The organism is Nocardia sp. CY41 (assembly GCF_009829325.1).
Lineage (GTDB): Bacteria > Actinomycetota > Actinomycetes > Mycobacteriales > Mycobacteriaceae > Nocardia.
This window is the reverse complement of sequence record NZ_VUOS01000028.1, coordinates 1-12,393: the sequence shown is the minus strand read 5'-3', so window position 1 is coordinate 12,393 and position 12,393 is coordinate 1. Positions and strand designations below refer to the sequence as shown.

At 64.9% G+C, this 12,393-nt stretch carries 8 protein-coding genes and 4 pseudogenes; 6 read left to right on the top strand and 6 right to left on the bottom strand.

Going from position 1 to position 12,393, the window contains the following annotated elements:
* Nucleotides 1-13: 13 nt before the first annotated feature.
* Nucleotides 14-880 (top strand): DUF6542 domain-containing protein, encoded by an 867-nt coding sequence (locus GVY64_RS28850; RefSeq protein WP_201298204.1) that lies wholly within the window; start codon nucleotides 14-16, stop codon nucleotides 878-880.
* A 740-nt stretch (nucleotides 881-1,620) separates the two neighbouring features.
* Here the strand turns inward: GVY64_RS28850 and GVY64_RS28845 are convergent.
* Nucleotides 1,621-2,142, bottom strand: a complete 522-nt coding sequence (locus GVY64_RS28845) for a hypothetical protein (protein WP_159848179.1) — start codon at nucleotides 2,140-2,142, stop codon at nucleotides 1,621-1,623.
* Nucleotides 2,143-2,745: 603 nt separating this feature from the next.
* Between GVY64_RS28845 and GVY64_RS38100 the strand changes: the two are divergent.
* The 3 genes and pseudogenes from GVY64_RS38100 to GVY64_RS28835 form a co-directional block, all read left to right on the top strand.
* A pseudogene (locus GVY64_RS38100) lies at nucleotides 2,746-3,423 on the top strand (IS5 family transposase); the annotation flags it as partial.
* Nucleotides 3,417-3,560: a hypothetical protein gene (locus GVY64_RS37365; RefSeq protein WP_201298202.1), complete on the top strand. Its 144-nt coding sequence runs from the start codon at nucleotides 3,417-3,419 to the stop codon at nucleotides 3,558-3,560. The pseudogene GVY64_RS38100 and the gene GVY64_RS37365, both read left to right, overlap by 7 nt.
* Nucleotides 3,561-3,890: 330 nt before the next feature.
* A complete protein-coding gene (locus GVY64_RS28835; protein ID WP_159848176.1) occupies nucleotides 3,891-5,852 on the top strand; it encodes a M14 family zinc carboxypeptidase in 1,962 nt (653 codons plus the stop codon).
* Here GVY64_RS28835 and GVY64_RS28830 read toward each other — a convergent pair.
* Nucleotides 5,806-6,546 carry an IS30 family transposase gene (locus GVY64_RS28830; RefSeq protein ID WP_201298210.1) on the bottom strand — a complete coding sequence of 247 codons (741 nt, stop codon included), beginning with the start codon at nucleotides 6,544-6,546 and terminating at the stop codon, nucleotides 5,806-5,808. The two genes, GVY64_RS28835 and GVY64_RS28830, sit on opposite strands and share 47 nt — an antisense overlap.
* Nucleotides 6,547-6,681: 135 nt before the next feature.
* On the opposite strand from GVY64_RS28830, the pseudogene GVY64_RS28825 reads away from it, so the two are divergent.
* Nucleotides 6,682-6,867, top strand: a pseudogene (locus tag GVY64_RS28825) (transposase); the annotation flags it as partial.
* Here GVY64_RS28825 and GVY64_RS28820 read toward each other — a convergent pair.
* The 3 genes and pseudogenes from GVY64_RS28820 to GVY64_RS28810 form a co-directional block, all read right to left on the bottom strand.
* Nucleotides 6,856-7,082, bottom strand: a pseudogene (locus GVY64_RS28820) (AAA family ATPase); the annotation flags it as partial. The pseudogenes GVY64_RS28825 and GVY64_RS28820 overlap by 12 nt on opposite strands.
* Before the next feature lie 98 nt (nucleotides 7,083-7,180).
* On the bottom strand, nucleotides 7,181-8,380 hold the full coding sequence (locus GVY64_RS28815; RefSeq protein WP_201298209.1) for a cytochrome P450: 1,200 nt from the start codon (nucleotides 8,378-8,380) through the stop codon (nucleotides 7,181-7,183).
* A gap of 262 nt (nucleotides 8,381-8,642) precedes the next feature.
* Complete coding sequence (locus tag GVY64_RS28810) at nucleotides 8,643-10,427, bottom strand: acyl-CoA dehydrogenase family protein (protein WP_159848170.1); 1,785 nt, start codon at nucleotides 10,425-10,427, stop codon at nucleotides 8,643-8,645.
* Nucleotides 10,428-11,152: 725 nt separating this feature from the next.
* Between GVY64_RS28810 and GVY64_RS38095 the strand changes: the two genes are divergently transcribed.
* On the top strand, nucleotides 11,153-11,470 hold the full coding sequence (locus GVY64_RS38095) for a phosphotransferase family protein (protein ID WP_236567313.1): 318 nt from the start codon (nucleotides 11,153-11,155) through the stop codon (nucleotides 11,468-11,470).
* Between the two features lie 372 nt (nucleotides 11,471-11,842).
* On the opposite strand, the pseudogene GVY64_RS28800 reads toward GVY64_RS38095, so the two are convergent.
* Nucleotides 11,843-12,201 (bottom strand): annotated as a pseudogene (locus tag GVY64_RS28800) (transposase family protein); the annotation flags it as partial.
* Between the last annotated feature and the right edge of the window lie 192 nt (nucleotides 12,202-12,393).

The following is a 12,393-nucleotide window of genomic DNA, read 5'->3' as shown; positions in this document are numbered from 1 at the left end:
TAGTGTGCATGTCGTGGCTGCTTCCGAACGTGTGCGATCCCGGGTGCCCGCGCCGCAACGCTCGATCCTGCCGTCGGTGCCGGGGATCCCGGTCGGCGCGGCGATCTCGATCGCGGTTGCCTGCACGTTCCTGGGATTCTTGATCGATGCCGTCGGCGGCGGTGCCGAGCTGACCGGCACGTTCGCCGCCCTGTATGTCCTCGGCTGTGTGGTGGCCGTCGCCGCCGTCCGCTACCGCGGCTTGTTCAGCACGATGGTGCTGCCACCACTGCTGCTCTTCGTCGCCGTGCCGCTGGCCTATCAGCAGCTCACCGGCCGCGGCACGACGTCGCTGAAGGACATCCTGCTCAACCTGGCGATCCCGCTGGTGAACCGGTTCCCGACCATGGTGCTCGCCACGGCCGTCGTCCTGCTGATCGGTGGCGCCCGGATCTATCTGCACCGCCGTGAAGAGGAGACCGACCGGCCGCGGGCGTCGCGCCGCGGCGACAGCTGGGGCAAGTCGCCGGCGAAGAAGAGCAGGCCCGGCCGTTCGTCCCCCGGCGCCCCCGACTCGGCCCGCCGCAAAGGCCGCCGTCCGAAGGACGAGCCGGACGAACCGGAGCCGGACGACCTGAACGAGCCCGCTGCGCGCCCGGCTCGCCGACCCGCCGCGCAGGTCGCCGACACCCCGCCGCGCGTCGCGCCCTCTCGTCCGCGGGAAGGACGGGCTCCCGCGCGGGGCGCCGCGCGGCCGACAGCGGCCATGCCGCGTCCCGAGGGCGAACCACCGCGCGGCGCGAACCGCCGCCGCGATACGCCGCCGCATCCCCAGCCCAATGTGCGCTACCGCGAGCGCGATTCGGGCCGTCCGGAACGGCGCAGACCGGAGAACTCGTAAGCGCGTTCACCGGTCTCGCGAAGTCTCCCTCGGCGCCACCGGTCCGAGCGCCGCGTGCCGACACCGTGCCGGCTGATCGGCGGGAACCGTGCTGACTTCAACGCGGCGGAGTTCGCGACATCGTGCGAGTCGCCCAGCGGAGACGCCACCGGGTTGCGGTGACCCGCGTTCCTCGACCTCTCCGGCACGGCGCTGCGTGGTCACCCGGAGACGGGTGATCAAGCTCTGCGCTGCCGGATACGGAGACGGATTCGCGCGATCCCACCGGACTCGCACCGCGATCCACGCGGATCCGGCGACAGCCGACGACGAAGTGACCGGTGCAGCGAAGACCACCGCACCTCGTCTCGGGACCCGGACGACCGACCCGGTTACCACCGCGGCCGTTCAGCAGTGTGATACTGGATTTGGGGTGCCGTTAAGAATCGTGTCACCAGGTACATGAAGGTTCTGACACCCAGGGTGCCTGGCACGAAGCCGAACACCGCGGCGGCTTCCGGACGTTCGGCGTCGTGTTCTGTGTTCGCCCGGCCTCCGAGCAACTGGCCGACCTCGTGCACCGGTCTTCATATACCTGTACCTGGTGACACGATTCTTGACGGCACCCCTACTACGGCGACCCTCACTCCACGGATAATCCGCGGAGTGAGGGTCGCCCACATCGTGCCCGGTGAGAGCGAAACCGCTTACCGGGAGTTTTCTCGATCCTGGTCCGGCCGGCCCGAGCCCTGCTGTGTCGTCTAGGTGTTGTTGAGGACGAAATTTCCGGCGTCGAGCGGGTATCGCTGGGCGGCTCCGGGCATGAGGACCTCGAAGTCCATGCAGTCACGGGGCGGCGGTTCGTCCCCGCCCTGGGCCTGGACGGAGGCGACCTGGTCGGGTTGCCCGTCGATGATCTTGACGTAGAACGCGTGGTTACGCACCGGTGTCTGCCCCTCGGGGACGACGGCGGTGAGCAGCGCCACACCGTTGCTGACCTGCGCGCAGGTGATGTCGGCGACGCCTTCGCCGACCACCTCCCCGCTGGGCAGGACGTGCTTGAACGAGAAGTCGCCGAAGCTGCCGTCGACGGCGGTGGCGCCGGCCTGCGCACCGAAAGTGATCTGGTGCCCCTCGAGACCAGGTTCCTGGAAGGTGAACTTCCCCTTGCCCGTGATGGCCGGGGGATCGGCGGCCGCGGCCGGGGTGGCAGCCGAGCCGAGCGCGGTGGCGGTCGCCAGGAGACCGGCGGCGGCCAATTTATGAATGGGGCGCACCATCATGAGCTTTCCTTTCGAACGGACAGATATGAACAGACAGATACGCTGTCCGGATTTTCATTTTCCGGTGATCAAGAGTCCCGTTCCCGGGATTCCCGAATAGGCTGCCATTGATTTCGAATATGTCAAGAGCCAATATAATGTTAGTAAATGCAAGCAACAGAAGGGTGTGGTAGCGCAACGGACGACGATCACATCCGACGCCACCGCCCCCGTCCCGCTTCTCTGGGCTCCGAGCCGGTCACTACCTGCTGAGAGGCCCGAGCGAGCACCTCGCGACGCACCACGACGAACCGGCGATACATACTCGGCGTCCCTCATCCCGGATATCGACCGCCGCGATCCCGCCGCCCCACCTGACCACCGCGACACGAAACTCCGGGGCAGCGTATATTGCTGTTTCACAACAGTTTTGGAATCAATACTAAACCGGATCATCCTTCACCGGTCACGTCATACATTTCAGCTCAATCGCTCACGCGAGATATGTAGTAAACCAGTACGGTTTCGGTGATAATGGAGAATAAGACGCCGCCTCACGTCGTCGTTGGTTCGTGATGTGTCGTTATGTGTCGTAATCGGTTGTGTTGCATGATGTCTCTGGTTGTGGTCGATGTTTTGTCGCAGCGCCTGGTGCCGGACGGGTTGTGGGCGCTGGTCAAGCCTTTGTTGCCGAGGTTCGAGCCCCGCGCCCAAGGCGGTGGGACCGCGCCGGTTGATGAGCGGGCGGTGTTCCCCGCGGTGGTGTTCGTGCTGACCAGCGGTTGTGCGTGGCGGATGCTGCCGCCGTCGTTCGGGGTCACCGTTCCGACAGCACATCGCCGGTTCACCGTCTGGACCGAAGCGGGCCTGTGGCGGCGACTACATCGCACTGTCCTCGACGAACTGGGCAGCGAAGGCTTCATCAATTGGTGGCGGGCGGTGATCGACGCGGCATCGGTGCGAGCGAAAAAAAGGGGGGCGCCGTGACCGAGCCGAGCCCGGTCGATCGAGGCAAGTCCGGATCGAAGATCCACGTGCTGTCGACCGTGTAGGAATTCCTCTGACCGTGGCGATCTCGGCTGCCGACACAACGGCGCCGAAGCGCTGCGGCCACTGGTGGCAGCCATCCCAACGGTGCGGTCGTGGCGCGGGCCATGCAGCCGCCGACCGGCCAAGCTGCACGCCGACATGGCATACGACCACACCGAACTGCGCCAGTGGGTTCGAGACCCGGGGAATCGGCGTCCGGATCGCCCGCAACGGCATCGATCCAGCGACCGCCTCGAACCCCATAGGTGGGAACGATCTCCTGGCTGACCGGCTACCACCGGCTCAACATCCGCTACGACCGCAAGGCCACCTACTTCCTGGGCGTCCTCACCCTCGCCGCAGCGCTGACCGGCTACAAGAAACTCACGAAAGCAAAATCAGCGACGTGAGGCACGGTCTAAGGAGCATCCGGCGTAAATCCGGCGGTAAACCCGATTCGGTTGGCGGGATTGGGCTATAAGTGATTCTATGCCGCGGTGATCGGTGAGGGCATCTACGGGCAGGGGCGATTGGCAGCATCCTCACCGCGCCCATCCGAGCGTCTTCCGCGCTACGGCAGATGGTTTCCCGAGCCACCCCGGCACGGAAGTGGCGGTGCGCCAAGACAAGCCGCATTCTATGAGTATGGAGCCGACTACTATGCCAACTGCTCCCGGCAACTGGCTGGAGACAGATAACCCGGTGCGGCACAAAACCCGGGGAGCTTCAGGGTGTGTTGTGTGGTCGGTGAGAAGGGGCTGCTGGTAGCAATGATGCCCGAGCTTGTCGAATCGTTGGCCGCGATTCCTGTTCCGGTGCAGTATGCGGTGTTCGGTGACGAGTTTCCTACCGCGGATGTGGAGGCTATGCGGGAGCAGGCTCGGGGGTATCGGCAGGCGGGGCGGGATATCGAGCGGGTGCGTGAGTATGCGGCGTCGGTGATCGCCCGATTCCCGGCGGTGATGGTGGGTAGCGCCGGGCAGGAGGCGGTGGCGGCGGCTCGCCGGTTGGAGGCGGCCTCGGTCGAGCAGGAACGTATGGCTGTGGCATTGGCGCAGGAGTTGGAGACCGCTACAGCGGATTTGGAGAAAACCCAATGGGAGATGGCTGTTTTCGGGTTGATGGTCACCTATCAGATCGTGGCGTTGGCGGCGGGTGGTCCGGCGGGGGTGACGGCCGGGCAGGCGGTGTTGGCCGGTGGTCGAGCCCGGTTCTTGTCGATGTTGGCGGGTTTGGTGTCGCGGCTGGCCGCGGGCGGTACGAGGGGTGTGGCGATGCGGGCGGGGATGTATGCGGCCGTGCCGTCAGGGGTGGATGCTCTGGCGCAGGGGGTGCAGATCGTGCAGGGGCACCGCGGCGGGTGGGATGTGGAGTCTGTGCTGTTGATGGGTATCGAGGGTGCCGCTGGTGGGGTGGGTGGTGAACTGGTCGCGGGGGCGGTGCACTCTCGGTTGCGTTCGGTGTCGCAGCGGTTGCGGCATGTTCTGGCCCAGGTTGGTGGTGGTATGGGTGGGGTGTTGGGTGGTTCGGCGGCCGTGGGTGTGGTCACCGGGCAGTTCTCCATGACCCTGCCGTCGCTGGTCAATGGTTTGGCGATGGGTATGGCGGCTGCGGGCAGCCGCGCCGCTGCCGGGTCGGGGCCCGGTCTCGGAGGTGACGGTGCCGGTCCGATACCGCCGGTGCGTGTGTCCACCGACGCGGTGTCCAGGCCCGGTCCCGATACCGCCGGTCCGTCCGAACCGGGGGCGGGTGAGGGCGGTCCCGAAAGGTCCGCCGGGACCGTGTCCGAGTCCTCCGAGACCGTGTCCGAGGTGTCCGGTGATTCGTGGCATCCCGATACTGCCGCGCTGATCGACGAATCGGTCGGATCGCGGCCACCCATCTACGATGATCTGCGCCGGTCTCTGCAGGATCTGGCCGACCGTCACCCCGACCTGGCCGACTGGCGTGAGATCGGGCGCACGCGCGCGGACCGTCCGATGGACATGCTGACCATCCACGGCGACAGTCCGAACCCGCACAATGTTCTGCTCATCATCGACCCGCACCCCATGGAACCCATTGGCCGTGCCAGCGCCTACACGCTGGCCGAGCACGTCCTGGCAAATCCGCAACTACGCGCGGATACCTCCTACCACATCATCGTCAGTTCCGATCCCGACAGCTCGGTACTCAACGCGCCCTGGCCGGCCACCGAGGGACCCGTCGACATGGCCGAATTCCATCTCGGTATCCACCTCGCCGGTATGCGCGAACAACCCGACTGGACCTTCCCCACCTCCTGGTTCGACGAACCCCTACCGGAAACCCGCGCCCAGATGAGTGTCATCGACGAACTCCGCCCCTCCTTGATGGTGTCCCGGCACAACTGCGACCTGGATCACGCCCATCTGACCCTGACTCTCGGCGAGGACCGGACGGCCGCCGCTGTTGTCCCGCGCATCCCCGATATGTTCCACACCGCCGCCGAGAGACACGGGCTCCCGATCTCCGAACACGTCACCGACCTGGTGGGCTTCCCTTCGATCGGACCAGGCGTCTTCCTCAGACCCTCACTTCCCGACACTCCCCCACCCCCCGCAGAGCCAGTTACGGTGCGCAGAGCACCCAGTATGCGGTCCGACACGGCGGCGTGGGGCTTGTGGTCGAGGCGCCTCAATGGAATTTCCGTCCGTCTTCTCTGCAAAGGGATGAGGCCGTGACCCTGATGAAAGAGGCCGCCACCATGCTCGAGGACATCTCCGGCCGCCTCCCGCCGCAGATCTCGTCCACCACCTTCAGCGAGTCCGCCCCGCCCTGTCCGCCGCCGATGATCAGATTCCCCTCCCAGTGGCCCGGTGCGCGACGCTCGTTGACCTCCACCGGCCGCTGGTGGATGAGCCGCATGTTCTTGATCCAGTTCGGGTGTGCGACCCCGCGACGTTGCTTCTTGCGCCGGGTGCGGCCGGTACGCAGCTTGCCCTTCTTGCGTCCGAGCAAGCCGGCGAACAACCCGCGGTAGATCGTCTCGGGACAGACACGCATGGCGGTCGCGGCGGCGAAGGTGCGGGCCAGATACCGGGAGATCTCCTGAGGTGACCAGTCCTCACCGAGCTTGTCGTAAACGATCTTTCGCAGTGCGTTTTTGTCGCGAATCTTATTACTTTTCGGCCGTTTGCGGCGCAGTAGTGCCTGGTTGTGCGCCCACCACGGCTGGTATCGACCGTCGGGTTTGCTGTTGCGTTCGACCTCCCGGTAGACAGTCTGGAAGCTCTTGCCGATCGAGGCGGCGATGTCGTTGATCGACAGTTTGGCCTGGAGGCCGTCGGCAATGGCGATCCGGTCGTCCTGGGTGAGCAAGCGGGGCGAAATGGGCCGGGGTCGGGCACGAGCATCCCGCCAGCATCGAGGAACCATAGCGATCCGCAGCTGGTTGACACACCGACGATCCGTGCCGCGGCAGCCCCCTTCAGCCCTTGCCGGATCAACTCGAAGTACCGCTTCTTCACCGCAGTCGGCAGCTTGTTGGGTGCATATCGGGGCATGCGAACCATCGTCTATATCGACGCCCTGTGGCTCAAGGTCCGCGACGGCGCCGTGGTCAACCGGCCCGTCTACCTGGCCGTCGGCGTCGACCTGGACGGGTGCAAACACGTGCTCGGGCTGTGGCTGGGCAACACTGAGGGCCAGGGAGCACGGTTCTGGATGACCGTGCTTGCCGAGCTGCGTAACCGCGGACCCCGATAGTCGGTTCGGCAGATAGATGACAATGTGCCGGGACGGGTCCAGGGCGGTGGTCGCGGCGCGGACCGCGACGGTCTTGCCGGCGCCGACCTCACCGGTGATCACCCCGATCGCGCGCTGGTCGACGCACCAGCAGATGCCGGCGACGGCTTCGCTGTGCCGGGGTGGCGGTGCAGCATCGACAGCGCCAGGTCCCGGCCGAACGGCATGCGGCTGAACCCGTAATACTGTTGCAGGTGAACGACACCTCATGCGATCCCAGCCTCGGGCCCTGGCCTCCGATCAACCGTGCCACCGAGATACATCCTCAGAAACGGAACGGCGAAGAGGGCGGGAACACGACCGGCAATGCTCCCAGTGCTCGGTGGAATGGGCCTGGGCGCCATACAAGAGCCTTCTTGGCGACTGCTAGCCTCAGCTCGGGGAGGGTATCCAGGAGTTGATCGATGACTTCCTGCGCGAGCAGAAGTCCGTAGGGCCGAGCGTGAGCAGGGCAGGCGTGCGGGCCGGTGCTGAACGCTAGATTCCACCCGTTGTCGAGGAATTCGCCGGTGTTCATCGCTGGATCGGTATTGCAGGCGGCCATACTGATGATGACCGGCTGATTCGCTGGCAACCATACGTCCTCGATCAGGATTGGCTGGCGCGGGTAGGTGATGCAGTAGTTCGCCATTGGCGGGTCGGTGGCCAGCCTCTCGTGAAGCGCGGTCCTGGTCGGCATGTGCAGGCTGTCACCGAAGCGGGTGTCGGTGAGCATCAACAGCAGGGTGTTGGAGATGAGGTTCAGTGGGGGTTCGACACCGGCTGCGAACAGCAGGACCAGCTGATGCACCATCTCCTCGTCGTTCAGCCGGGCGGGATGCTGCACCAGCCTGGTGACGACGTCGTCGTCGGGGTAGTCGCGTTTGAGCGCGGTGAGGTCGAGCAGCGCTTGACCCATGATCGCGTTCACTGTTTCGGTATTCACGCCGTCGAACATCGCGGCGCTGGCTTGCGCGACCCGCTGACCGATGTCCGGTGGACAGCCGAGGACCTGGCAGAAGACTGAGAAGACCAGCGGTTGGACGTACTGGCTCAACAGTTCGGCGTTCCCGGTCTCGCAGAAGGTGTTGATGATCGGGATGGCGGATCTCTCGACCATGGCGCGCAGGGAGTTCAGGTCGATCCCGTCCAGGGCGTCGGTCAGTGCAGCGCGGTAGCGCGCGTGTCTTTCACCGCTGGTGCGAATGGCGTTGGGGCGAGCCTCGATCATCGGCATGATCGGGATGTCGCCGGGTGCGGTTCTCTGCCACGCGCTTGGATCGGCTGGAAAGTGGTCGTCGTCGTTGAGAATCCGCACGGCGGTGCGGTAACCGATGACCAGGGTTGCGGGGACTCCTGGCCACATCTCGACCGGCACCAGCGGCCCGTAGTCTCTACGCATCAGGCGGTAGTATCCGTGTGGATCCGCCGCGAATTCTGGACTGTGAATCGGGATTCTAGGACCAATGCTCTCGATGGGTGACATCGGGTCGGTCGCGGTAGCACCCAGATGCGTGTACTGCGGATACACGTAGTCTCCTTGGTTTCGGTTGCGGCAGCATACTACCCAAGGCGAAGGCCGACGGCTCGCTAATGTCGTTGCCTGCCAACATGCTTCGCTTGACCAAGTCCCCGTGTCGGCGGCGCTTGCCCTGGCTGAGGCCCCAACAGCAGAGGCCTATGAGTTCCGCTACGGCACAGGCTCGGGCACCCTGCCGGGCGCCCGAGCCTGGAGTTGCCGTGAAGTGTCAGTGATCGTGTTGGTCGCGCAAGCGGGAGTCCCACGCGGTAGGTAAATCGTCGGAAAGTACCGGTGCGCCGAGGACCTCGTCGTCGAAGTCGAAGGCGTCCAACAGTGCAGGCAGGTGGACGCCGAGGTGGTCGATCGCCCGGGGAAGCAGCCCTCCGCGGCCGTGCTGCTTCACGGCCTTGACAGCAGCGATGTCGAGTAGACCGTGGGTGAGATACCACGAAACATGCTGGTTGATCTGATCCAGAGCGAAGACGTCACGTACGGCCGCGATCTCGGGATGGAATTCGGCGAGCTCGTCGATCAGCTGCAGGGCTTGTTCGGCGCAATATGCCTCGGCGAGTTCGAGTGAGTCCGGAATGACATCCAGTCGAGCTTCCAGCGCTGGGTCGCTCAGCAGTGGTTGCGCTTCTTGCGCGATCATCAGCGTGCGCGCGCGGAGCAACCGCGCGCGGTCTGTGGGGTCGGTGGGATCATGCAGCGTCGGTTCCGGTGGCGGTGTGCCGCCGAGTTCTTTGGCTAGTACGCGCCCGCTCACGCTACCCAGCACTTTCGTATCACCCTCGCCGGTGATGGCGGCATGGCATATGCCGATGTAGTCGGCGACCCGGTTGTCGCTGAACATTCCTTGCGCAGCCATTTTCAGGCGACAGTCGGTGACCGTGGCCAAGGCATGCTCTTGGATGAAGTACTTGGCCGCCATGACCGCCACGACGGTGCCGCGCTTGGTGAGATCAGCGCCTGCGAGGAAAGTCTTGACCGCATTACCGTAGATGGTCCGGGCGACGGTGCCGGCCAGTTCGGTGAGTAGGGTGTCTTTCACGTGCGGGATGTCGACCATAAACGGTTTGGCGTCTGACGTCAACGGCACGCGCCGATTTAAGGCGTAGCGAAGCGCGATGTAGAGCGAGGCTCGGGCGGTGGCGGTCAGACACGATGAGAGAGCTAGGCGGCCGACGGTGAGTTGGCTGATCGCCGAGGAGAATGCCCGCTTCCGGCTGTTCTCGTCGGACCAGGTCAGCACCCCGTTGGTGTCGATGGTCGCCAGGTCGTTGCTCAGCCAGGCACTGCGCTCGACCCGGAGGTTGTCGAAGCTGATGACCGCATTGTCCATGACGACCAGCTGCTGGCGGCCGAGCTGGGTAATCGTCACGCCGGGAGCCGGATCGCCGTTGGTGTCGCGCAGCCTCGCGGCGAACAGGTGCACACCCTGATCGACGCCCTCCGCGTCGATGAGCCGCGCACCGATGACGCAGACCCGGGGAACCGAGATACCGAGGCTGGGCATGAATTTACGCGCAAGCGGTTCCGGGGTGTTGAGTACGAACCCCTCGCCATCCCAGGTCGCGGTGGTCTGCATGAAGCCGATGTTGGAGCCGCACCCATACTCGGTCAGCAGCATGACCCCGATGCTGGTGCCGTCATCCAGGTCCTCGAGGTACTCCTTGGCGGAGTCGGGGTCGGTCAAGGTGGCCAGGCTGCCCGAGGACAGATTGTAGTGGCCGGAGATAAGCGGGATCAGGTCCGGCGTGAGTACTGCGGACTGGTCGAACACCGCAAACAACTTTGGAAGATCGGTGGCGACATTGCGGGCACCGATCTCGTTGATCAAGTCTACCAGCTGGTCATACGCTTTCTGCCGCCGCTGCACCTGGCTCATGTCCTCGGTGACGCGGAAGTCAGGCTTGGTCAGGATCTTCTGCAGCTGCTGGTGAAATTGCGGGTCGCCGTGCCGGAGAATCTCCGTCAGCGAGGTGCGTTCCCTCGACCCATGTGTACCCATAACCGCCTCCTACTCACTTCCGATCCCAACGGCTACTCATCCACCGCTGGGCATGCCCGAGGCCATCGCGTGAACTACAGCGCACCGGAGCCAGCGGTCATCGCACGGCCACGCAGACGCAACCGGGGCCCGGAACAAACGAGTCGGACGATCACCTCTCAAAAGCCCACTGCACCAGACCTTCACATGAGGTTTCGCTCCGATACCCAGCAAAAAACCTCGCGCACCACGCCGAGACCGGCTCCCGAGAAATCGCAAGAACACAGAGGAAGGATTGCGAAGCCGCGGACGCCCGATCCGGGACGCTGACAGGATGGGACATCTGTTCGCATCCGCTGGGCAGTAGCCCGTACGCGCTGACCAACCCAGGAAACGGTCGCGTCGACCTGCGACATCACCGTTGCCGCAGAGTTGCCGTTAACCAACCGATACACGAAATGCATTGTGCCACAACTGGCGATGCGGCTGCTGGCGAACTGAAGGCATGGTCGATGTCGTGTCGATGACCTGCGGCGCTACCGACCTGGGCGACCCGGCGATACCCGCGTCGATTGGACGGCATACCTGCGGCCGATTCGCCAGGAACTGCCGAGAGGTCGGACGTGCGTTGCTCTCGAGCCGCGAGTCGATCATCCGAGCCTTGCACATGTAGGAGACGGTCTCGGGCCGATCGCCGACGCAGCGGCGGGCCCAGCAGCCAGAGGCCCCCATACTCCGACATCCACGTGAAGAACGTCATGATCACCGACGACGGCCAGGAGGTGCTGATCGATCTCGAGGCGTTCGCGTTCGGGCCGACGGAGTGCGATCTGGCCAAGACCGCGGCCGAAGCGTCGATGGGAATGCTCTCCGAACGCGACTACGCCGCGTTCGCGGGTAGCTACGGCTACGACGTCACCTGGTCCGGATGGTCGGTCCTGCAAGCGATCCAGCAGGTGAAGATGGTCAGCTGGTTGTCGCAGAACGTCGATCACTCCGCCACTCCGCGCACGTCCGCAGTGAATACGACAAGCGGATCCGCGCACTGCGCACCGGCCGGCTGACCGAATCCTGGCGTGGTCTCTGACCGTCGGGATGATCAGGGACACCACCGTCAGCCCCGGACCCACCAGCGCTGGATCCGCAGCCCACTCAACGACACAACACCGGACGCGTGGCATTCGTCCTCAGCGACGGGAGACGCCTCGGTCGGGGAAGAGCCTGTCGTAGTCGTCGTAGGGACGGGGCAACCGGGTAGCGCCGCGCCGGAGCCGGACAACCACTACGACTCCACCCACCACCCGCCACGCCCCGCCACACCCCCGGCGCGCACCACGCGCAGCGACACGCATGTCAGACCCCGCGGACACAATCACCCGTATCCGCACCCCGAAACCAACTCACCGACAGAGGATTCGATGATCACAACCAACCGCAGCCCGACCGGCCAGTTCCTTCACGATTGCCGCACCTGGCCGGTCAGTCGGGTCATTCGCCGTTGGTAGCGTCCGAGCAGCCCGGGAACCTGTTCACGGAAAGTCCTGCAGCACTGCGATGTCGGGCAAACCAGTCGTCAAACCCGTACTCGGACGATCACCAGGCGACCGTCGGCGGGCAGGTCGGCGACGGTCCGGTGGTGGTAGCTGTGGACTTTCTCCGACTCCTCACCGCAGCGTGAGCACACCGCCGGACCGGGCGCTGTCCGGGCCCGCACTACGAGCCTCCAGCCCTCCTCGATCACCAGCACCGACAAACCCGAGAACACCAGCCCGACAGCAACATCCGCCTCACCCACCCAGGCATCGTGCCGTCAGGCGACCACGCTCAGCCACCAGAAGTGAGCCAGAGCCCCTTAGAGCTCCTAACAGGTTCTGTAGAGTGGCGGTGATTCTCGTTGCGGTGCAGTATGTTTCGTCGTGGCGGCCCCGTGGATCGTGGACGACGAGTTGTGGACAGTGATCGAACCGCTACTGCCGGTCCGGGCACC